The sequence below is a fragment of the Aurantimonas endophytica genome (genome assembly GCF_014196845.1).
In the GTDB taxonomy this organism is placed as follows: Bacteria; Pseudomonadota; Alphaproteobacteria; order Rhizobiales; family Rhizobiaceae; genus Aurantimonas; species Aurantimonas endophytica.
Window position 1 is genome coordinate 827,586 of the sequence record NZ_JACIEM010000001.1, and the last position, 21,153, is coordinate 848,738.

At 67.6% G+C, this 21,153-nt stretch carries 23 protein-coding genes; 11 read left to right on the forward strand and 12 right to left on the reverse strand.

Annotation, left to right across the window (positions count from 1 at the left end; translation table 11 throughout):
• Positions 1-38: 38 nt before the first annotated feature.
• Entirely contained in the window at positions 39-1,256 is a 1,218-nt protein-coding gene (locus GGR03_RS04090; RefSeq protein WP_183206252.1) for an LL-diaminopimelate aminotransferase, read from the reverse strand.
• A gap of 52 nt (positions 1,257-1,308) precedes the next feature.
• The gene (locus GGR03_RS04095; protein ID WP_183206253.1) at positions 1,309-1,752 is read right to left on the reverse strand and encodes a hypothetical protein; all 444 of its coding nucleotides are present in this window, start codon (positions 1,750-1,752) and stop codon (positions 1,309-1,311) included.
• 175 nt (positions 1,753-1,927) lie between these two features.
• On the opposite strand from GGR03_RS04095, the gene phaC reads away from it, so the two are divergent.
• The 4 genes from phaC to GGR03_RS04115 all read left to right on the forward strand — a co-directional run bounded on the left by phaC (position 1,928) and on the right by GGR03_RS04115 (position 6,630).
• Positions 1,928-3,760: a class I poly(R)-hydroxyalkanoic acid synthase gene (phaC, locus tag GGR03_RS04100; protein WP_183206254.1), complete on the forward strand. Its 1,833-nt coding sequence runs from the start codon at positions 1,928-1,930 to the stop codon at positions 3,758-3,760.
• Between the two features lie 108 nt (positions 3,761-3,868).
• Positions 3,869-4,720 carry a type I methionyl aminopeptidase gene (gene map, locus GGR03_RS04105; RefSeq protein ID WP_183206255.1) on the forward strand — a complete coding sequence of 284 codons (852 nt, stop codon included), beginning with the start codon at positions 3,869-3,871 and terminating at the stop codon, positions 4,718-4,720.
• A 5-nt stretch (positions 4,721-4,725) separates the two neighbouring features.
• Positions 4,726-5,478: a RadC family protein gene (gene radC / locus GGR03_RS04110; RefSeq protein WP_183206256.1), complete on the forward strand. Its 753-nt coding sequence runs from the start codon at positions 4,726-4,728 to the stop codon at positions 5,476-5,478.
• 105 nt (positions 5,479-5,583) lie between these two features.
• Positions 5,584-6,630: an endonuclease/exonuclease/phosphatase family protein gene (locus GGR03_RS04115; RefSeq protein WP_183206257.1), complete on the forward strand. Its 1,047-nt coding sequence runs from the start codon at positions 5,584-5,586 to the stop codon at positions 6,628-6,630.
• A 9-nt stretch (positions 6,631-6,639) separates the two neighbouring features.
• Here the strand turns inward: GGR03_RS04115 and GGR03_RS04120 are convergent, their stop codons facing one another.
• Together GGR03_RS04120 and GGR03_RS04125 are read right to left on the reverse strand one after the other, a co-directional pair.
• Complete coding sequence (locus GGR03_RS04120) at positions 6,640-6,921, reverse strand: usg protein (RefSeq protein ID WP_183206258.1); 282 nt, start codon at positions 6,919-6,921, stop codon at positions 6,640-6,642.
• A gap of 122 nt (positions 6,922-7,043) precedes the next feature.
• The gene (locus GGR03_RS04125; RefSeq protein ID WP_183206259.1) at positions 7,044-7,772 is read right to left on the reverse strand and encodes an SDR family NAD(P)-dependent oxidoreductase; all 729 of its coding nucleotides are present in this window, start codon (positions 7,770-7,772) and stop codon (positions 7,044-7,046) included.
• A gap of 142 nt (positions 7,773-7,914) precedes the next feature.
• Here GGR03_RS04125 and GGR03_RS04130 point away from each other — a divergent pair, with 142 nt between their 5' ends.
• Entirely contained in the window at positions 7,915-8,832 is a 918-nt protein-coding gene (locus GGR03_RS04130; RefSeq protein WP_183206260.1) for a bifunctional helix-turn-helix transcriptional regulator/GNAT family N-acetyltransferase, read from the forward strand.
• A gap of 45 nt (positions 8,833-8,877) precedes the next feature.
• Here GGR03_RS04130 and GGR03_RS04135 read toward each other — a convergent pair whose 3' ends face one another.
• From GGR03_RS04135 to GGR03_RS04160, 6 genes are read right to left on the reverse strand one after another with little or no spacing between them, the layout of a single operon-like run.
• Positions 8,878-10,497, reverse strand: coding sequence for an NTP transferase domain-containing protein (locus GGR03_RS04135; RefSeq protein WP_183206261.1), 1,620 nt, complete (start codon positions 10,495-10,497; stop codon positions 8,878-8,880).
• Positions 10,494-11,210: an XdhC family protein gene (locus tag GGR03_RS04140; protein WP_183206262.1), complete on the reverse strand. Its 717-nt coding sequence runs from the start codon at positions 11,208-11,210 to the stop codon at positions 10,494-10,496. The genes GGR03_RS04135 and GGR03_RS04140 overlap by 4 nt, the downstream gene beginning before the upstream one ends.
• Positions 11,210-11,536, reverse strand: coding sequence for an XdhC family protein (locus tag GGR03_RS04145; protein WP_183206263.1), 327 nt, complete (start codon positions 11,534-11,536; stop codon positions 11,210-11,212). Before GGR03_RS04145 ends, GGR03_RS04140 begins: the two co-directional genes overlap by 1 nt.
• Positions 11,537-11,577: 41 nt before the next feature.
• The gene (locus GGR03_RS04150) at positions 11,578-12,825 is read right to left on the reverse strand and encodes a vWA domain-containing protein (protein WP_183206264.1); all 1,248 of its coding nucleotides are present in this window, start codon (positions 12,823-12,825) and stop codon (positions 11,578-11,580) included.
• Positions 12,826-12,829: 4 nt separating this feature from the next.
• Entirely contained in the window at positions 12,830-13,744 is a 915-nt protein-coding gene (locus GGR03_RS04155; protein WP_183206265.1) for an AAA family ATPase, read from the reverse strand.
• A 39-nt stretch (positions 13,745-13,783) separates the two neighbouring features.
• Positions 13,784-14,278 (reverse strand): flavin reductase, encoded by a 495-nt coding sequence (locus tag GGR03_RS04160; protein ID WP_335632125.1) that lies wholly within the window; start codon positions 14,276-14,278, stop codon positions 13,784-13,786.
• Positions 14,279-14,482: 204 nt separating this feature from the next.
• On the opposite strand from GGR03_RS04160, the gene GGR03_RS04165 reads away from it, so the two are divergent.
• From GGR03_RS04165 to GGR03_RS04185, 5 genes are all read left to right on the forward strand, one after another.
• On the forward strand, positions 14,483-15,601 hold the full coding sequence (locus tag GGR03_RS04165; RefSeq protein WP_183206266.1) for a branched-chain amino acid ABC transporter substrate-binding protein: 1,119 nt from the start codon (positions 14,483-14,485) through the stop codon (positions 15,599-15,601).
• A 3-nt stretch (positions 15,602-15,604) separates the two neighbouring features.
• Complete coding sequence (locus tag GGR03_RS04170; protein WP_183206267.1) at positions 15,605-16,609, forward strand: P1 family peptidase; 1,005 nt, start codon at positions 15,605-15,607, stop codon at positions 16,607-16,609.
• A 111-nt stretch (positions 16,610-16,720) separates the two neighbouring features.
• Positions 16,721-18,031: an adenylosuccinate lyase gene (gene purB / locus GGR03_RS04175; RefSeq protein ID WP_183206268.1), complete on the forward strand. Its 1,311-nt coding sequence runs from the start codon at positions 16,721-16,723 to the stop codon at positions 18,029-18,031.
• A gap of 110 nt (positions 18,032-18,141) precedes the next feature.
• Positions 18,142-18,333 carry a hypothetical protein gene (locus tag GGR03_RS04180; protein WP_183206269.1) on the forward strand — a complete coding sequence of 64 codons (192 nt, stop codon included), beginning with the start codon at positions 18,142-18,144 and terminating at the stop codon, positions 18,331-18,333.
• Positions 18,334-18,398: 65 nt separating this feature from the next.
• On the forward strand, positions 18,399-18,959 hold the full coding sequence (locus tag GGR03_RS04185; protein ID WP_183206270.1) for an RBBP9/YdeN family alpha/beta hydrolase: 561 nt from the start codon (positions 18,399-18,401) through the stop codon (positions 18,957-18,959).
• A 10-nt stretch (positions 18,960-18,969) separates the two neighbouring features.
• Here the strand turns inward: GGR03_RS04185 and GGR03_RS04190 are convergent, their stop codons facing one another.
• On the reverse strand, positions 18,970-19,740 hold the full coding sequence (locus tag GGR03_RS04190; protein ID WP_183206271.1) for an HpcH/HpaI aldolase family protein: 771 nt from the start codon (positions 19,738-19,740) through the stop codon (positions 18,970-18,972).
• A 5-nt stretch (positions 19,741-19,745) separates the two neighbouring features.
• Positions 19,746-20,063, reverse strand: coding sequence for a DUF1476 domain-containing protein (locus tag GGR03_RS04195; RefSeq protein ID WP_183206272.1), 318 nt, complete (start codon positions 20,061-20,063; stop codon positions 19,746-19,748).
• Positions 20,064-20,332: 269 nt separating this feature from the next.
• On the opposite strand from GGR03_RS04195, the gene purC reads away from it, so the two are divergent.
• The gene (gene purC, locus GGR03_RS04200; RefSeq protein WP_183206273.1) at positions 20,333-21,097 is read left to right on the forward strand and encodes a phosphoribosylaminoimidazolesuccinocarboxamide synthase; all 765 of its coding nucleotides are present in this window, start codon (positions 20,333-20,335) and stop codon (positions 21,095-21,097) included.
• Positions 21,098-21,153: the final 56 nt, after the last annotated feature.

Genomic DNA, 21,153 nt, shown 5'->3' on the forward strand with positions numbered 1-21,153 from the left:
GTACCTGATCGTTCTCGGGGTCGCGGCCGGGTTCCCGGTCAGGGCTGCCCGGCTAAGGAAACGACCTTCTGCCCGGCTTCCTCGCCGGTGGCAAGGAAGCGGCGGATGTTGCGAGCCGCCTGCCGGATCCGGTGCTCGTTCTCGACCAGCGCGATGCGGACATGATCGTCGCCGTGCTCACCGAAGCCGATGCCCGGCGCCACGGCGACATCCGCCTTCTCGATCAACAGCTTGGAGAATTCCAGCGAGCCCATGCCGCGATAGGCGGGCGGCAGCGGTGCCCAGGCGAACATGGTCGAGGATGGCGCCGGAATCTGCCAGCCGGCACGCCCGAAGGAGTCCACCAGAACGTCGCGGCGGCGGCGGTAGACGGTCCGCACTTCCTCGATCACCTCGTCGCCGGCGTTGAGGGCGGCGGTCGCCGCGACCTGGATCGGCGTGAAGGCGCCGTAGTCCAGATACGACTTCACCCGAGCCAGCGCCGCCAGAAGCCGCTCGTTGCCGACGGCGAACCCCATCCGCCAGCCCGGCATCGAGAAGGTCTTCGACATCGAGGTGAACTCGACCGCGACGTCCATCGCCCCGTCGACCTCGAGGATCGAGGGCGGCGGCGAGCCGTCGAAGAAGATCTCGGCATAGGCGAGGTCGGAAAGGATGGCGATCGAGTGCTTGCGCGCGAAGGCGACGACCTCGCGATAGAAGTCGAGGTCGGCCTCGAAGGCGGTGGGATTGGCCGGATAGTTGAGGATGATCGCGATCGGCTTGGGGATCGAATAGCGGACGGCGCGGTCGATCGCGACCATGAACTCGGCATCCGGCCTGGCGGGAATGGCGCGGATCGTTCCGCCGGCCATCAGGAAGCCGAAGGCGTGGATCGGATAGGTCGGGTTCGGGCAGAGCACCACGTCGCCCGGCGCGGTGATCGCCTGCGCCATGTTGGCGAAGCCCTCCTTGGAGCCCAGCGTCGCCACGACCTGCGTCGCCGGGTCGAGCTTCACCCCGAACCGCCGCTGGTAGTAGGCGGCCTGCGCCTTGCGAAGACCGGCAATGCCCTTCGACGCCGAATAGCGGTGCGACCGCGGGTCGCGGATCACTTCGCAGAGCTTGTCGACGATGAATTTCGGCGTCGGCAGGTCGGGGTTGCCCATGCCGAGATCGATGATGTCGGCGCCGCCGGCGCGGGCCGCCGCCTTCAGGCGGTTGACCTCCTCGAACACGTAAGGCGGCAGTCTGCGGACTTTATGAAATTCTTCCATGGTGCTCGTCTCCCGGCTGGTTCGCGGGAATGGCGCAAACGACGTCTCGCGTCTACTCTCCGGCCTCGATTTGGCGCAGCACGTCCTCCGGACTCTGGGGGCGTGACGCAGCGGGCTGTTGCGCCTCCGGGCGCCGTGCCAGCGCCGCGTCGACCTCGGCCGCCTGCTGCTGGCGCAGCGCCTGGAGCCGTGCGACCTGCGCGGGGCCGCTGGACGGCGGAGTCGCAGCGCGCTGCTGGGCCATGGCACCGAGCTGCGCCTGGCCGGCCTGCGCCTCGGCATCCGTCAGTTGCGGCGCCGCGGCCCTCGGCACCGCGCCGAGCAACGGAAAGCCGTCCTCGTCCCGACGCTGCGCAGACGGCACGGCAGGCGCCGCAGCAAGACGCATCGCGCCAACCGACGTGTCCTCGTCGTCCCCGAAGAACGACTGGCAACCGGCGGCCGGCACGATAGCGCAGCAGACGGCAAGGGTTCGCAGCAGGGAAAGCGGTATCATTGCCAGAAGGGCCTTCTTGAAACAGCGCTTTGTCTCATATCCTAGAGAGTGACCGTTTACAAAGCGACACGGCGCGATTGCTCCGGATGACAGGTCCGACGAGTCGATCGGCGTTTTCGGCTCGCAGCGGCCGCGGCCGACATGGCCGGGCACGGGCACGACGGGAGGCAGAACGATGACGGCGAAACAGCCGCACGACGGCAAGGGCCCCGGTTCGATCGGCGAGGATTACGTCGTTCGGGACCCGGAGGCTTTCGCACGCAACATGGCGCGGATGCTCGAACAGATCGGCAAGGCAGCGGCCGCCTGGGTCGAGCCGCGTGAAAAGGGCGAGGTCGTCGACAGCGGCCCACTGCCGATGAGCGAACTCGTCACGACGCTATCAAAGGTCTCGGAGTACTGGCTGACGGACCCGGCCCGCGCCATCGAGGCTCAGACGACGCTCTTCGCCGGCTACATGGCGGTGTGGAACAACTCGATCCGTCGGCTGGCGGGCGAAGCCGACCTGCCGCCGATCGCTTCGGCCACAGGCGACAAGCGCTTCGCCGATGCGGAGTGGCAGAACCATCCGTTCTTCGATTTCGTCAAGCAGGCCTACCTGCTCACCGCCAGATGGGCCGATGACCTCGTCGACAAGACCGAGGGGCTGGATCCCCACACCCGCCAGAAGGCGGCCTTCTACGTCCGGCAGATATCCAACGCGATCTCGCCGTCCAACTTCGTCGTCACCAACCCGGAACTGTTTCGCGAGACCGTCGCCTGCAACGGCGAGAACCTCGTTCGGGGCATGAAGATGTTCGCCGAGGACATGGCTGCGGGCCACGGCACGCTGAAGCTGCGTCAGGCGGACTATTCGTCATTCAAGGTCGGCCGCGACATGGCGGTCACTCCCGGCAAGGTCGTCGCACAGAACGACGTCTGCCAGATCATCCAGTACGCGCCGCAGACCGAGACGGTGTTCAAGCGGCCGCTGCTCATCGTGCCGCCCTGGATCAACAAGTTCTACATTCTCGACCTGAACCCCGAAAAGTCGCTGATCCGCTGGCTGGTCTCGCAGGGCCACACGGTCTTCGTCGTCTCCTGGGTCAATCCGTCCGAGAAGCAGGCGGGCAAGGACTGGCAGGCCTATATCGAGGAAGGCATCGTCTTCGCCCTCGACACGATCGAGGCGGCGACGGCCCAGCGCGAGGTCAACGCCGTCGGCTACTGCGTCGGCGGCACGCTGCTCGGTGCCTCGCTGGCCTATCTGAAGGCCGGCGGCGACGAGCGCATCCGCTCCGCCACCTTCCTGACCACACAGATCGACTTCACCCATGCCGGCGACCTGAAGGTCTTCGTCGACGAGGCGCAGCTGAAGCTGATCGAGCGGTCGATGGACGCCAAGGGCTATCTCGACGGCTCGCAGATGGCGACGGCGTTCAACATGTTGCGGTCGGGGGATCTGATCTGGCCGTATTTCGTCAACAATTACCTGAAGGGCAAGGAGCCCCTGCCCTTCGACCTGCTCTACTGGAACGCTGATTCCACGCGCATGCCGAAGGCCAACCATCTCTTCTATCTGCGCAACTGCTATCTGGAGAACAAGCTGGCGCGAGGCCATATGGAGATCGGCGGCCGCCGGCTCGACCTGTCGACGGTGGATCTCCCGATCTACAACCTCGCCACCAAGGACGATCACATCGCACCGGCACGGAGCGTCTACACCGGCAGCCTCGCCTTTGGATCGCAGGTCACCTTCGTCCTCACCGGCTCCGGCCACATCGCCGGCGTCGTCAACCCGCCGGCCAAGCACAAGTATCAGTTCTGGACCGGCCCTTCGCCGGACATCGGCCGCAGCTACGAGGATTGGCTGCTCGCCGCGCGCGAGACGGGGGGCTCCTGGTGGCCGCATTGGCAGGAATGGCTGGCGCCGCAATCGGGCGCCAAGGTCAAGGCGCGCAAGCCGGGCGGGCGCAAGCTGAAGCCCATCGAGGACGCGCCGGGATCCTACGTGAAGGTCATGGCCTGAGCCGGAACCCGCTGCCGCCCACGCCACAGGGGTTGAAGCCAGTGCGGTTCGATGCGACATCAGCTTGAACGCCTCGCCAACCATCCTGATCGTCGACCGGCCCCGCCCATGACCACCTATCTCGCAGCCGAAGCCAATCCGACGCGCAACACGGGCGCCATCCGGCTCTACGACGAGGCGGCCTTCGCGGGCATGCGCCGCGCCTGCCAGCTGACGGCAAGATGCCTGGATGAACTGGCCGCTATCGTCGAGCCAGGCCTGCCGACCGAAGCGATCGATCGGTTCGTCTACGATTTCGCCATCGCCAACGACGCGGTGCCGGCGACGCTGAATTACCGCGGCTACACAAAGAGCGTCTGCACCTCGATCAACCACGTCGTCTGCCACGGCATTCCGAACGACAAGCCGCTCAAGGAAGGTGACATCGTCAATATCGACGTCACCTTCATCGTCGATGGCTGGCATGGCGACTCCTCGCGCATGTATCCCGTGGGGCGGATCAAGCGGGCGGCGGAGCGGCTCTGCGACGTCACCTATCGCTCGCTGCTTCTCGGCATCGAACAGGTCCGCCCGGGCGGCCATATCGGCGACATCGGCGAGGCGATCCAGACCTTCGCCGAGGCCGAGCGCTGCTCCGTCGTGCGGGATTTCTGCGGCCACGGCGTCGGGCGCCTGTTTCACGATGCGCCGAACGTCCTGCATTACGGCCGGCGTGGCGAAGGGCCGGAGATGCGCCCCGGCATGATCTTCACCATCGAGCCGATGATCAATATCGGCCGGGCGCACGTGAAGATTCTCAGTGACGGCTGGACGGCGGTCACCCGGGACCGCTCGCTCTCGGCTCAGTACGAGCACACGGTCGGCGTCACCGAGACGGGCTGCGAGGTCTTCACCCTGTCGCCTGGCGGTCTGGACACGCCGGGTCTCGCAGTCGACGGTTCGGCCGGATCGGCCGACTAGAAGCCATGTCGCCCGCCGGCTCCGAGGAAGAAACCGAACAGTCCGGTCTCTCGGAAGCCGGTGGCCGTCCGGCACAGGATCAACCTGCCGCTCATCACGACGGCCACCGCGACAGGCTTCGCGAACGTTTCGCCGCCGCGGGCGCAGACGCCCTCGCCGACTACGAGCTGCTCGAGCTGATCCTGTTCCGGACGATCCCGCGCCGCGACGTCAAGCCGATCGCCAAGGCGCTGATCGCCCGGTTCGGCTCGTTGGCCGAGGTGCTCAACGCGCCCCGCCGCCGGCTGACCGAAATCGCCGGGGTGAAGGACGCGGTGGCGCTCGATCTTTCCATCGTCGCCGCGATCAACCAGCGGGCGATGCGGTCGGCGGTCCGGCGGCGCGAGGTGCTGTCGTCGTGGGCGGCGGTACTCGATTATTGCACGGCGGCCATGGCGCACGAGAGCCGTGAGCAGTTCCGCATCCTGTTTCTGGACAAGAAGAACGCCCTGATAGCCGACGAGGTGCAGGGCACCGGCACCGTCGACCACACGCCGGTGTATCCCCGCGAGGTCGTCCGCCGGGCGCTCGAACTCTCCGCGACGGCGATCATCCTGGTCCACAACCACCCCTCGGGCGATCCCACCCCCTCCCGCGCCGATATCGAGATGACCCGGACGATCGCCGATGTGGCCCGGCCGCTCGGCATCGAGGTCCACGACCACATCATCATCGGCAAGGCCGGTCACGCCAGCCTGAAGGGCCTCCGGCTGCTCTGAGCGCAGTCCCGCTCCGCCCTAAAGAAATAAGACGAACTGCCGCTTGCCGCAGGGTGATGCTACGTATATCGTAAGCAAATCGTCGTTTGTTACACGGGAACCAACATGGCCCGGGCGCGGTTAAGCTTCACGACATTCAACCTCCTCAATCTCAACCGGCCCGGACTGCCGCTCTACAAGTCGAGCAAGCCCTGGACGCTGGAAGAGTACGACGCCAAGATCGACTATACGGCGCGCCAGCTGAAAACCCTGCGGTCCGACGTGTACGGCTTCCAGGAGCTGTGGCACGGCGATGCTCTCGTCGACGTGTTGAGCGGAGCGGGGATGGAGCGGGCCTACACGGCGCTGGTTCCGCCCGGACATGATGGCTCGCGCATCGTCTGTGCCGGCGCGGTGAAGAGCGAGATCCTCATCGGCGACCCCGAATGGATCGAGCGTTTTCCCGACGATTTCATCCTGAAGAGCGGGGGCGATGACGAGCAGACGAGCGAGATCGCCGTCTCGGTCAGCCGCTTCTCGCGGCCGGTCCTGCACTTCCGGATCAAGCCGGTTGCGACATCCCCCGAAATCCACGTCTTCGTCTGCCATTTCAAGTCGAAGGCGCCGACCCAGGTCTTCCGCGAGCCATGGTACGACAAGCCGGTGCATGCACCCTATGCCGAGGCGATCGGCGCCGGCCTTTCGACCATCAGGCGCACGGCCGAGGCAACGGCATTGCGCATGATCCTCACCAGGCTCATGAAAGGCACGAACGATCCGGTCGTCGTCCTCGGCGACGTCAATGACGGGCTGCTCAGCAACACGCTGAACATCCTCACCGGTCAGCCGCGCTACCTGATGGGCTTCCAGACGGGGGGTGGCGACACCGACCTCTACACCGCCCAGACCCTGCAGCAATATCGCAGCACCCGCGACGTCTACTACACCCACGTCTTCCAGAACGAGCGGGAATCGCTGGACCAGATCCTCGTCAGCCAGGAATTCTACGACAACAGCCGGCGGCGCATCTGGAGCTTCAAGGATCTCGTTGTCCAGAACGACCACCTGAACTTCGACGCACACCGCGATCTCGGCTCGAACGACCACGGGGTCATCCGTGCGACCTTCGAATTCAATCCGCTCAAGGCCGCCGCCGAAGACGCAACAGGCTGAGCCCGTCGATCAGTGGAGCAGCCCGCCATCCTTGACCAGCCGCACCTCGCGCGGCTTGATCAGGCCCGCATGCATTACCCTTACCGAATGGATCGCCGCCTCGACCTCCCGTTCCCAGTGATCGAGAAACCGCTTCAGCCTGGGGTAGTCGGGTGCGAGGTCCTCGAACTGCCAGAAGAAGCTCTGCAGGAAGCTCGGATGATCCGGCATCCGGTAGAGCACCTCGGCGCTCGTCAGGCCGTAGCCGCCGAGCATGCGGACGAATTGCGGGTCGGCAGTTCTCTTCGTCATCGGCGCACCCCATCGCAGCGCCAGCCGGACAGGAGGCCGGCAGGCAAAGGCTGCGGCGTAAGCGGTTAACAATGGCTTAAGCGGCCGCCGTCTGGCAAGCCGGCAGCGGTGCGGCGAAACGCTCAGCCGCGCGGCGTGCGCAGCCGCGAACGGCCGCCGTCTATGCCGATCACCTGCCCGGTGATCCACGACCCCGCCTCCGTCAGCAGCAGCTCGCCCATGGCGGCGATGTCGCCGGTGGTGCCGAGCCGCGGAATCGGGTGAAGGTTCGCCACCGCCTCCGCCATGCGCGGCGATCCGGCGACGGTGCGGCCGAGCGGCGTGTCGAGCAGCGACGGCGCGATGGCGTTGACCCGGATCTGCGGCGCGAACTCCGCCGCCAGCGACCTGACCAGGCCGACGACCGCGCCCTTCGCCATCGCGATCGAGGCGTGCGCGGCAAAGCCCTGGTCGACGGCAATTGTCGAGAAGAGCAGGACGCTCGCCCCCTCGGGCGCGGCCTTCAGCCCCGGCAGCAGGACCTGAATCACTTTCGCCGCGCCCAGCGCGTTGACCCTGAAAACATTGAGGAAGTCGTCCTCGACGAGCCGGTCGAACGGCTTCAGCGTGATCGTGCCGGCCGCATAGACGAGGCCGTTGAGCGGCTCGGCCGCAACAGCCGAGAGGCGCTGGATGCCGGCGTCGTCGAGGACGTCCAGCGCGAGCGCTTCCGCGCCGAGTTCGGCGGCGAGCGGCTCGACACCTTCGGCCGATCGTCCGGTCAGTACGAGCTCATGTCCCGCCCCAGCCAGTCGTCGCGCCATTGCCTCACCGACCCCGCCCTGGCCGCCCACGATCAGATATCTCGCCATGCAGTCCTCCGTTGCGGCTTGGCAGATGCGTTCTTGCGCAACGCCTGCAAGTGCGACACAGCGCGCTGCATCGGCAATGCCGGTTGCTTGACTATGTCAAGTTTCTTACCGAGGATCACGCTTCTAGCCCGGAGTGCCTCTCATGCCGTTGTCTGAAGACATCGCGGACGTCCGCGACTTCAACCGCTTCTACACCCGTCAAATCGGGCTGCTGGACGAGGGGTTGCTCAGCACGCCGTTCTCGCTCAGCCAGGCCCGCCTCATCTACGAGATCGCCACGCGGGAGAGCCCGGCGGCGGTCGATGTCGCCCGCTTCCTCGGCATGGACCAGGGGCTTCTCAGCCGCATGCTAACAGGCCTGGAAGCGCAAGGCATCGTCACACGGGCTCCTTCCGATCGTGACCAGCGGCGTGCCGTTCTCCGACTGACGCAGCAAGGCTCTGAAGTCTTTGCCCGGCTCGATGCGGCCGCCGCCGACGCCGTGGCGGCCTGGCTGGCGCCGTTGCCGCCGGCGGACCGCCAGCGGCTGGTCGCGGCGATGCGGGAGCTTCGTCGCCTCCTCACCGCCCGGCGGACGCCGCCGGTCCTGCGTCCGCCTGCCGTCGGCGACCTGGCGTGGGTCACGCATCGCCAGGCCGTTCTCTACGCCAGCGAATATGGCTTCGACTGGACCTACGAGGCGCTGGTGGCGGGTATCGTGTCGGACTTCGTCACCCGTTTCGAGGCGGATCGCGAACGCTGCTGGATTGCCGAACAGGATGGCGCGATCGTCGGTTCTGTCTTCGTCGTCAGCCAGTCGGAAAGCGTGGCAAAGCTCCGCCTGCTCTATGTCGAGCCCAGCGCTCGCGGCCAGGGTCTTGGTGCCGAACTGGTGGGACGGGCGGTCGGCTTTGCCGCTGATGCCGGCTATCGCGACATCACGCTGTGGACGAATTCCGTGCTTGTCGCGGCGCGCCGGCTCTATGAGGCGGCCGGATTCCGCCTCGTCGGCGAGGAGCCGCACCACAGTTTCGGCTGCGACCTCGTCGGCCAGACATGGAACAAACGCCTCGCCGACTGACCGGGCTTTGCTTTCGGAAGCAGCTGCTTGGGTCCGTCTTCGGATTCACTTTGCGAAGGCAGGCGTAAAGGTCCCGCCGGCTGCCGCCAGCGCTGCCGGCGTGTCGACGTCGGTGCCGGCCGCCGCGCCGATCTCGATTTCCGTCAGCGCCTCGGGATGCGAAGCAATGACCGGAGCGGCGCCCACGTCGCCCGCCAGCCCGGCGATGGCGTCGGCAAAGCCGGTGGACAGAATCACCGGGTTGCGGCGCCGGCCGCGGTCGGTGGCGGCGACGATGGCGCCTTTGCCCTCGCCGGTGAACGCGGCGATCAGGCGATCGAGATCGGCGGCGCCCAGCAGCGGCTGGTCGGCGAGCATGACCAGCACGCCATCCGCCGCGGTCGACGCGGCGAAGCCGGCCTTCAGCGAGGTCGAGAGCCCGGCCTCGAAGTCCGGGTTGGCGACGATCTCGACCGGCAGTCCCGCGAGCGCCGCCTCGATCGCCTCGTGCATGTGCCCCACCACCACCCGGACCATTCCGGCGTTGCGCGCGGCGAGCGCCGTCTCCACCGACCGCCGGATCAGCGGGACGCCGCCGAAGGTCGCCAGCAGCTTGTTCGGGCCGCCCATGCGGCTGGAACGCCCCGCGGCGAGCACGATGATGTCGACGACCGGCTCCGCCGCGGCGGTGTCCGCCTCGCGTGGCTGCGGCCGCGAGGCAATCTCCATCAACAGCCCGCCGACGCCCATGCGGCGGATATCGGCCGCGGTGACCGGCACGTCCGCCAGGATGCGCTGCAGCACCCAGTCGAAGCCGTTCTCCTTCGGACTGCGGGCGCAGCCCGGCGCGCCGAGCACCGGCTGCCCGCCAAGCCGGCCGAGCAGCAGCAGATTGCCCGGATCGACCGGCATGCCGAGATGCTCCACCGTGCCGCCGGCCGCCTCGATCGCCGCCGGGATCACGTCGCCCCGGTCGATCACCGCCGAGGCGCCGAAGACCAGCGTCAGATCGGCGTCGCCCGGCTCTGCCAGCAGCGCCCCGAGCGCCTCGGTGTCGTGCCGGCAGCGCTGTTCACTGACGATGTGGCTGCCAGACGGGGCAAGCCGGGCCTCGGTCGCCCTTCGGGTCTTGTCGAGCACGCTCGGCTTCACCCCGGGAAGCTCGGTTTGGATCAGCGCCACGCGCCGGGGCCGCCAGGGCGCGAGCCGGAAGGCCGGTGCCTCCCGCAGCAGCGCCAGCGCCGCTTCGACTGCGGCGCCAGCCACGGCGAGCGGAATGATCTTCACGGTCGCAACCATCCGGCCAGCTTCTACCGGCTCGTATTCGTCCAGCGTCGCCAGCGTGATCCCCGGGTCGATGGCGTTCAGCGCGTCGACGACGCCGCGATCGGGCAGGAACAGCCCCGCCGTCTCGGCATACAGGTTGCACCGCCCGGTCGCCGCCTCCGCCACGCGGATACAAGCCGCGCGGAGCGCCTCGCCGATCGCTGCGGCCGCTGCGTCCTCGGCGAGATCGCCGGGATCGAGCCGCGCGGCGACGATCTCCGTCACGCCGGCCGAACGCAATGCCGCCAGATCCTCCGCCGCAAGCCTGGCGCCCTTCTTCAGCCGACGGTCCGGCAGGCTGCGCGAATGCGCCAGGATCGCGCCTTCGGCCTCGTCGACGGGGACGCGGCCGAAGATCATGCCGCTGCCGTCTCGCCGCGGCGCTCGGCGAACATCTTGCGCTTGCGGAAGCCGGCGATCACCGAGGCGAGGATGGCGACGGCGATCTCGCCCGGCGCCGAGGCGCCGATATCGGCGCCGATCGGCGCCTCGATCCGCTCGATCGCCTGCGGCGAAAGCCCCGCTTCAGTCAGGCGCTCGACCCGACGCGCATGGGTCTTCCGGCTGCCGAGGGCACCGACATAGAAGCAGCCGACCTTCAGCGCCTCGATCAGCGGATAGTCGTCGATCTTGGGGTCGTGGGTGATCGCGCAGACCGCCGTGTAGGGATCGAGCGGCCGGCCGGCCAGCACGTCCTGCGGCCATTCGGCATGCAGCGGCACGCCCGGGAAACGGTCGGCGGTGGCAAAGGCCGTGCGCGGATCGATGATCTCGACGTCGTAGCCGGCAAGCTTCGCCATCGGCGCCAATGCCTGGCTGATGTGCACGGCGCCGATCACCACGAGCCGGGCCGGCGGCAGATGTGCGTTCATGAACATCTCGCCAGCTTCGGTCTCGACGATGCCAGACTTGCCGGCGCGGATGGCGCGGCCAATCGCCTCGCCGAGCGGATCGCCGGCGAGTTCCGCCTCGCGCACCAGCCGCTGCCGGCCGCTCGCGAGGTCGGTGACCACGACGGCGGCGCGGCGGGCTGCGCGTTCCTCGTTGAGCTCTGCGAGCAGCGCGCGGTCCATCAGTTCACTCGCTCGACATAGACCCGGATGCGCCCGCCGCAGGAGAGGCCCACCTGCCAGGCCGTCTCGTCGGCAACGCCGAACTCCAGCATGCGCGGCTCGCCCGCCTCGATGATATCGGTCGCCTCGGCGACCACCGCCCCCTCGACGCAGCCGCCGGACACCGATCCTTCGAAATTGCCGTCGGAGTCGATCACCAGATGGCTGCCGGTCGGCCGCGGCGCCGAGCCCCATGTCTCGACCACGGTGGCGAGCGCCACGCGCCGCCCCTCCGCAGCCCAGGCTTCCGCCGTCTTCAGGACGTCGAATTCGCTCGTTTCAGACATTGTCGCTCTCCTTGAGCCAGCGGCACTTTTCGACGCCCCGATCAGGCGGCGATCGAACGCTCGGCCGCCTCGAGCCAGAGCTTCGGATCGGCATTGCGGCCGCCGGTGCCCGACAGCGCGTCGCAGAGCGCGCCCATCGCCTCCAGCGAATGCACCGACCGGAACTCGTCGACATGCGGCAGGATGGCCCTCACGCCCTTAGCCCGCGCGGCAAAGCCGTCGAAGCGCAGAAGCGGGTTGAGCCAGATCAGCCGCCGACAGGATTTATGCAGCCGCTCCATCTCGTGCGAGAGGTCCTCGACCGAATCTCGTTCGAGGCCATCGGTGATCAGCAGCACGACGGCCCCCTGGTTGAGCACCCGCCGCGACCAGTCGCGGTTGAACGCGCCGAGCGCCGCGCCGATGCGGGTGCCGCCGGACCAGTCGCGCACCGCGTCGGCGCAGTCGGCCAGCGCCTCGTCGGGGTCCTTGCGGCGCATTTGCCGCGTGACGTTGGTGAGCCGCGTCCCGAAGAGGAACGTGTGCACCCGCCGCCGCTTCTCGGTCAGGGCGTGCAGGAAATGCAGGAAGATCCGCGTGTACTGGCTCATCGAGCCGGAGATGTCGGCGATGATCACCAACGGCGGATGAATCTCCCGGCGCGAGCGGAACTTCGGCAGCACGAGGTCGCCGCCGGTGCGCATCGACGCCCGCATCATCGCCCTCGGGTCGATCCGCGCACCGCGCGAGTCCGGCCTGTATCGCCGGGTCGTCACCTTGTCCGCCGGCAGCCGCAGTGCGGCGATGGCGCGCTTGGCCTCCGCCACCTCGGCCAGCGTCATCTGCGCGAAGTCTTTCCGCCGAAGCACCTCGTCGCCGGAAACGGTGAGGCTGGCGTCGATCTCCAGCTGCGGCTTCTCCTGGCGCGTCAGGCGCTGCTCGGCGTCCTCGAACATCGCCTCGGCCGCACGCCCCTCGCCGGCCCGCTTCTTCTCGTCCGAAGGCCGGGCCGGTGCCGTCGGCGAGAACATCGCGATCATCTTCTCGATCAACTCGCGCGAGCGCCAGAACAGCCGGAACGCCTCGTCGTAAACCGCGTCGTCCTCATGCCGGGTGACGAGGACAGCATGGAGTGTCCAGTAGAAATCGTCCCGTGAGGAAAGCCCGGCCACCTTCACCGCCTCGATCGCGTCGATCGTCGTCGAGGGCCCGAGCTTCAGCCCGGCCTTGCGCAGGGCGCGGGCAAAATAGACGATGTTGTCGGCCAACCGGCCTTCGGGATCGGCGCGTGTCGGCGAAAGGTCGCTCATCGTATCACGACGCTGCCAGCTCGCGCTTGACCTCGGTGAGGATTTCGCGGCTCTCGCCCCGTTCCATGCGCTGGATGTCGTCCTGGTACTTGAGCAGGACGCCGAGCGTGTCGGAGACGTGGGCGGGATCCAGCGCCACGGCGTTAAGCTCGGTCAGGGCGTTAGCCCAGTCGATCGTCTCTGCGACGCCCGGCGCCTTGAACAGGTCGATCGTGCGCAGCCGCTGCACGAAGGCGACGAGTTCGGCGGCAAGATCCGCATTGGCGCGCGGCGCCTTGCGGTGGACGATCTCCAGCTCGCGGGCGGCACCCGGATAGTCGACCCAGTGGTATAAGCAGCGCCGCTTCAGCGCGTCGTGGATCTCGCGGGTGCGGTTGGTGGTGATGATGACGATCGGCGGCTCGGCGGCTCGGATCGTGCCGAGCTCGGGAATCGTCACCTGGTTGTCGGACAGGATCTCCAGCAGGAACGCCTCGAAGGCCTCGTCGGTCCGGTCGAGCTCGTCGATCAGCAGCACCGGGGCGCGGCCCGGCTCGCCTTCCAGCGCCTGCAGGATCGGCCGGCGGATCAGGAAGCGTTCGGAAAAGATCTCCGAGCGGGTCGCATCCCGCGACGTATCGCCGGAGGCCTCGCGCAGGCGGATCTCGATCATCTGGGCGGCGTAGTTCCACTCGTACAGCGCCGAAGACACGTCGAGACCCTCGTAGCACTGCAGCCGGATCAGCGGCCGGCCGAGCGCCTGTGCCAGCACCTTGGCAATCTCGGTCTTGCCGACGCCGGCCTCGCCTTCGAGGAACAGCGGCCGTCCCATCTTCAGCGACAGGAAGAGCACGGTGGCGAGCGCCCGGTCGGCGACGTAGTTCTCCCGATCGAGCAGGCGCTCCGTTTCGTCGATCGATGCCGGCAATGGGATTGTCACGATGGTGGCTTCCTGTGGGTCCAGGGCAGATGCGTCAGGCTAGAGCGTGCGATAGCGCCGGTCGAGATACACGAGAGACGGGCCGGGCGGGCCGCTGCGCAGCGCCACGACCTCCCCGATCATAACCCGGTGCGTGGCGACGAGCCTCGTGTCGCGCATCCGGCAGTCGAAGCCCGCGAGCGCCGAGCGCAGCACGGGCGCGCCCGTCTGCAGGATATCCCATTCGCCCAGCGCGAATCGATCGTCCGGGTCGAGCCCGCCCTCGCCGGCAAAGGCACGCGCCAGCTTCTCGTCGGCGCCGGACATGAGATTGAGCGCGAAATTGCCGTTCTCCGCGAAGCGGTCGTTGGCCGGGCTCGAGGTGTTGAGACAGACCAGCAGCGTCGCCGGCTCGTCCGAGACGGAACAGGCGGACGACACGGTCACGCCGCGGCGTCCCGCCGGTCCCTCGGTCGTCACCAGGTGCACTGCGGACGCAAAGCGACTCATCGCCTGGCGAAAGCTGTCGCGGTCGATCGTCGATGTGGTCAGCAAACATTCTTCCATGCATTGCGGCCGGATCCCGTACCGTTCACCGGACAAGATAGTGCGGCAGGAGGGGATTCGCACGGGGGCGACGGCCGGCGCTCGCATACAGCGCGTTCGCTCATCGGTGAACGAGCTGTCGGCTCCGTCGCGACGGTCCCGCCGCAGCCTCGCGGTCTCGTCAATACAGGCGTGCCGCGATAAGGTCGGGGCATGTCCGACGCATCCCTGCCGCGCAGCAAGCTCCGCCTCACGCTCTTTCTCGCCGCCTGGCTGGTCTCCCCGGCAGGGGCGCAGCAGCCCGTGGCGCCGGTGGTCATCGGCGTCGCCGCCCCGTTGTCGGGCAGCGAGGCGATTCTGGGCGAGCAGTTGAGGAGCGGCGTGGAGGCCGCCGTGGCCCGCCTGTCGGGCACCGACGGGCGGGCGGAGACCGTGACCGCCGATACGGCCTGCTCGGCGGAAGGCGGTCGCCAGGCAGCGGAGACGTTCGTTGCGACGGACGTGGCGATCGTCGTCGGCTTCCTCTGCACCGAAGCCCTGGAGGCGGCATTGCCGGTCCTGCGGACAGCGGCAATCCCCACGCTCAACGTCGGGGTGCGGGCGAACCGACTGACCGACCGGCGCGAACGAACCGGGGACCTGATTTGGCGAATCGCGCCGCGATCAGATGCGGAAGCGGCCAAGGTCGCCCAGATCCTCGCCTCGCGTTGGCGGGACCAGCCATTCGGGCTCGTTGAAGACGGCTCGATAACCGCGCGGGGCCTGACCGACTCCGTGCGGCGCCTGCTCGAGGAGCAGGGAATGGTGCCGCAGACGATCGACAATTATCGCCCCGCCGAAGAGAAGCAGTTTGCGCTGGTCCGCCGCCTGGAACGCACCGGCGTCACAAGATTCGTCATCGCGGGCGATCGGCCGGACATCGCGACCATCGCCCGCGACGCCGGCGAGCTGGGGCTCGAGCTTGAGATCGTCGGCGGTGAGTCGCTGCTCGACGAGGCGAGCATCGACGTGCCCCTGCCCGACGGCGTCGTCGCCGTCGCGCCGCGCATGCGTTTTCCGGAACTGGCCGGCAGCGCCGACGCGCCGACGCCGGCGGACGATACGGCGCCGAAAGGGTATTTCGGCCCGGCCTTCGCCGCGACCGAGATCGCCGTCGCCGCGGTGCGGGCGGCCCGCGAGAGCAGCCGGACGGTCCCGGCCGTGCTCCAGTCCGGCGCTTTCGCGACGGAACTCGGTACCGTGCGCTTCGACGCGAAAGGCGATTCCGATCTCGACCTCTACCGGGTCTTCGTCTGGCGCGGCGACCGCTTCGCCGACGAAGCCGGTGGCTGAGCCATGGCCGCGTGGCGGGCAGGACCCCGCAACCTTCTCACCGACATCGCCGGCATACGCGTCGGCCATGCAGACGACGCAGCCCTGAAGAGTGGCACCACAGCCGTTGTCTTCGACCAGCCGGCCGTCGCCTCGGTGTCGATCCTCGGCGGCGCGCCCGGCACGCGGGAGACCGCGCTGCTGGAGCCGGAGAACACCGTGCAGGCGATCGATGCGCTGGGACTGTCGGGCGGCTCGGCCTTCGGCCTCGATTCGGCGGCGGGCGTGATGGCATTCCTGGCCGAACAAGGTCGCGGCTTCGAAGTCGCGGGAGCACACGTCCCGATCGTCCCGGCGGCCATCCTCTTCGATCTCGCCAATGGCGGCGACAAGACCTGGGGCCGCTTTCCGCCGTATCGTGATCTCGGCTATGCGGCGGCGGCCGGTGCCGGTGCCGATTTCGTCATCGGCAGCGTCGGCGCGGGCGCCGGCTGCACGACGGCGACGGTCAAAGGCGGGCTCGGATCTGCTTCCACGGTCCTGGAAAGCGGCGTCACCGTTGCCGCCCTGGTCGCAGTGAATGCCGTCGGCTCTCCCCTCGTCGGATCGACGCGGCATTTCTGGGCTGCCCCCTTCGAGATCGACGACGAGTTCGGTCGTCTCGGCCAGCCGGCGCCCTGGCCGTTGGACGGGGTCGAGGTCCGGACCAAGCTCGACGCCCGGCCCGGGGGCAACACGACGATCGGCATCGTCGCCACCGACGCCGTGCTCGACAAGGCCGGCGCCCGGCGCCTCGCCATCGCCGGGCAGGATGGCTACGCCCGCGCCCTCTGGCCGGCCCATACCGACCTCGACGGCGACCTGGTCTTCGGTGTCGCGACAGGCGGAAGCGGCGCCGTGCTCGATCGGCGCCAGCGCGCCGAACTCGGCGCCGCAGCCGCCGCCACCATGGCCCGCGCCATCGCACGCGGCGTCTTCGCTGCCAGGGCGGCGGCGGGAGATCGCCTGCCGGCGTGGTCAAGCCTTTAACTGACGTTGGCGAGGTCTCGTCCTGCAGACCCGGGCCCCGTGTTGTTGAGGTGCCCTTCCCGGTCTGTTAGACGGCGCGGTAGCCCTCCCATGCCCCGAAAGTGACCGCCGATGATCCCCCGCTATTCCCGCCCCGAGATGGTCGCCGTCTGGTCGCAGGAGACGAAGTACCGGATCTGGTTCGAGATCGAGGCGCATGCCTGCGACGCACTGGCCGAGCTCGGCGTCATCCCGGAAAGCGCCGCGCGGACGATCTGGGAAAAGGGCAATGCCGCGACCTTCGACGTCGACCGCATCGACGAGATCGAGCGCGAGACCAAGCACGACGTCATCGCCTTCCTCACGCATCTGTCGGAGATCGTCGGGCCGGACGCGCGCTTCGTCCACCAGGGCATGACCTCCTCCGACGTGCTCGACACCTGTCTCAGCGTCCAGCTGGCCCGGGCATCCGACATCCTCATCGCCGATCTCGACGGGCTGCTGGCGGCGCTGGAGCGCCGTGCCTTCGAGCACCGCGACACGGTCACCATCGGCCGCTCGCACGGCATCCATGCCGAGCCGACCACCTTCGGCGTCAAGCTCGCCCTCGCCTATGCCGAATTCAGCCGTTGCCGCGAGCGCCTGGTCGCGGCCCGCGCCGAGATCGCCACCTGCGCCATTTCCGGCGCGGTCGGCACTTTCGCCAATATCGACCCGCGGGTGGAGCTGCATGTCGCCAAGGCCATGGGCCTGACGCCCGAGCCGGTGTCGACGCAGATCATCCCGCGCGACCGGCATGCGATGTTCTTCGCCACGCTCGGCGTCATCGCCTCGTCGATGGAGCGGCTGGCGACCGAGATCCGCCATCTGCAGCGCACCGAGGTGCTGGAAGTCGAGGAATATTTCGCGCCGGGCCAGAAGGGCTCGTCGGCGATGCCGCACAAGCGCAACCCGGTGCTGACCGAGAACCTCACCGGCCTCGCCCGCATGGTGCGTTCCTACGCGATGCCGGCGATGGAGAATGTCGCGCTCTGGCACGAGCGGGACATCTCCCACTCCTCCGTCGAGCGCTATATCGGGCCCGACGCGACGGTGACGCTCGACTTCGGCCTCGCCCGCCTCACCGGGGTCATCGACAAGCTGCTGGTCTATCCGGACCGGATGCTGGCCAATCTCAACAAGTTCAAGGGCCTCGTCCATTCGCAGCGGGTGCTGCTGGCGCTGACCCAGGCCGGGGTGTCGCGCGAGGACTCCTACCGGCTGGTCCAGCGCAACGCGATGAAGGTCTGGGAAGAGGACAAGGACTTCCTGACCGAGCTGCTCGCCGACCCGGAAGTTCTCGCAGCCCTGCCGGAAGCCGAGCTGCGCGAGAAGTTCGATCTCGGCTACCACACCAAGCATGTCGGCACGATCTTCCAGCGGGTCTTCGGCCGCGGCGGCTGAGGCAAGGCCTGTCCCGGCACGGTGAGGGGGAACCCGGGCCCGCTCGGGGTGCTTTCCCATTGGCGGGACGCGCCGACGGCCTTCTCCCGCGAAGACGAGGGAGCCTATCGATGTCCGATCCGAACACGCCGCCACGCCGCCGCAACCACTCGATCTGGATCGCTGTCGCGAGCATCTTGCTCGCGCTCGTCGTCTATTTCGTCTTCTTCACGACGACCCCGGATGAGGCGACACGCACGGCCGACGACGTTCAACCCTCGGCGGCCAGTGAGGAGCCGATGGACGCCGCGCCGGCCAACTGAGTGTCTACGCGCTTCAGCGCAGCCTCGCGGTTGACTTCGCGCATCGCAATTTGCATCTCCCGGCCATGCGCGTTGCCGAAGCCGACATCCTCATCGTCCCTGGTTACAAGGGCTCCCCAGAAGATCACTGGCAGACCCGTTGGGAGAAAAGACTCTCGACGGCCCGCCGGGTGCCGCAGGCCGAGTGGAGCAAGCCCGTCCGCGAGGACTGGACGCGGGTCGTCGCCGACGCCGTCAACCAGTGCACCCGACCCGTGGTGCTGGTCGCGCACTCGCTGGGCGTCGCGACGGCCATCCAGGCGATCCCGCAGTTCGAGAAGCGAGTCGCCGGTGCATTCCTGGTGGCGCCGCCGGATGTCGAGAACGAGGCGATCCGGCCGCGTCACCTGATGACGTTCGGTCCCTATCCGCGGGACCCGCTGCCGTTCCCGAGCGTCGTCATCGCCAGCCGCAACGACGTCTTCACGTCCTTCGAGGCCGCCGAGGACATCGCCGGCGCCTGGGGTTCGCTGTTCGTCGATGCGGGTGAGGCCGGCCATATCAACGCTGACAGCGGCCATGGCCCGTGGCCAGAAGGCCTCCTGACCTTCGGTCAGTTCATGTCGCGTCTGACCGTCTCGGCTTGAGCTTCGGGTCCTAGGCGCGGGAGGCGTCGGCGAGAGACTGCGCGCCGACCGCAATCACCCCGAAATCCGAGCCGACGCAGACGAGCCGATAGCCGAGCGCGCGATAGCGCTTCACGTCCTCGGGCGTCCCCGCGTAGATCCCGGCGATCTTGCCATGGGCCTCCGCGGCGGCAACGATTCGGCCTATGGCCGCCTCGTTCGCCGCCCCGCGGGGGTCGAGCGTGCCGTCGCCCGACAGCGCGATAGACAGGTCCGACGGACCGACGAAGACCCCGTCCAGCCCGTCGATCGCGAGAATTTCCTCAAGCGACGCGAGCGCCCTGCCCGTCTCGATCATCGCGAAGGCGAGCGTCTGGCTCCGCGCGTCCCCGACATAGTTGGCGCGATCATCGTAACCATGCAGCTCGGCCGCCCGAGTCGGACCATAGGAGCGCTGGCCGAGCGGCGGATATTTCGCCACAGCAACGAAGGCGCGTGCGTCATCGACGGTTTCGATCATCGGCATGATCACTGCCGAGGCGCCAAAATCGAGAGCGCGCGAGGCAAGCGCCCGGTCGGCGACGGGCAGCCGAACCAGCGCCGGCTTGCCGAGATGGACGGCAAGCGCGATGCCGTCGCGCAGCGACCCCGTATCCAGCAGGCCATGCTGCATGTCGAAAGTGACCGCGTGGAACCCGGCCCGCAGGAAGGCTTCCTGCACGACCGGGTCGTTTAGGCCCAACCATGACGAAAGGACGCAGCGTCCCTCCGCCAGGGCGCCCCGAAGATCGAACAGGGCCATGGCGTTCAGGCGGCCCGGACCTGTTTTTCCGCCTCGATCAGATACTCGCTCATGCAGCGGCGGATCTGATGATCGGACTCCTGAACACCCGCCGCGTCGAAGTCCTTGCGGATCTTCTGGAAGACGTCGTCATCGCCCGGCTGCAGGAAATCGGCCTTGATGACTTCCTGCGCATAGGCGTTGGCGTCCTCGCCGGTCTTGCCGAGCTTCTCGGCGGCCCAGAGGCCGAGCAGCTTGTTGCGCCGTGCCTCGATGCGGAAGCGCAGTTCCTGATCATGGGCGTAGCGGTTCTCGAAATCGCGCTCGCGGTCGGTCATCGACATGGCGTTCCTCCTCACAAGGGAATCGGCCCGATCCTGGATGAGCCTTGCGACTGACATACGGATAGTGGCGGCGCTTTTGAAGCGGGAATCATCGCCCCCGCCGCGAAAGAACACTTGATAAACCCCCTGAAGGGCACGACTTCCCTCGGGTCGGCTGCCGCGGTGATTGTGATGAAGTCCCGTTTGGTCTATTCACCCGCACGATCGTCAGCCGTTTCTTGCGCCGGATTTTCCGGGGTCGGCGCGCCCATCACGATAGAGTTCCCTAAATGACACGTCGCCGCCGTATCTACGAAGGCAAAGGCAAGATCCTTTACGAGGGCCCGGAGCCTGGCACGCTGGTGCAGTTCTTCAAGGACGACGCCACCGCCTTCAACAAGAAGAAGCACGAGGTCGTCGACGGCAAGGGCGTCCTCAACAACCGCATCTCCGAGTACATTTTCTCCCATCTGAACAAGATGGGAATCCCGACGCACTTCATTAAGCGGCTCAACATGCGCGAGCAGCTGATCAAGGAAGTCGAGATCATTCCGCTCGAGGTGGTGGTGCGCAACATCGCGGCCGGCTCGCTCGCCAAGCGGCTCGGCATCGAGGAGGGCACGGTTCTGCCCCGCTCGATCATCGAATTCTACTACAAGGCAGACCATCTCGACGATCCGATGGTCTCCGAGGAGCACATCACGGCCTTCGGCTGGGCGAGCCCGCAGGAGATCGACGACATCATGGCGCTGGCCATACGGGTCAACGACTTCCTCTCCGGCCTCTTCCTCGGCGTCGGCATCCAGCTGGTCGACTTCAAGATCGAGACCGGCCGCCTGTTCGAAGGCGACATGATGCGGATCATCGTCGCCGATGAGATCTCGCCCGATTCCTGCCGGCTCTGGGACGTCGTGACCCAGGACAAGCTGGACAAGGACCGCTTCCGCCGGGACATGGGCGGCCTCGTCGAGGCCTACCAGGAAGTTGCCCGCCGGCTCGGGATCATGAATGAAAACGAGCCGCCCCGCCCCTCGGGGCCGGTACTGGTCAAGTAAGGCGGCGACGTCCCGCCAAGCAGCCGGTACCGGCATTGAAGCTGGTGTATTCAAGA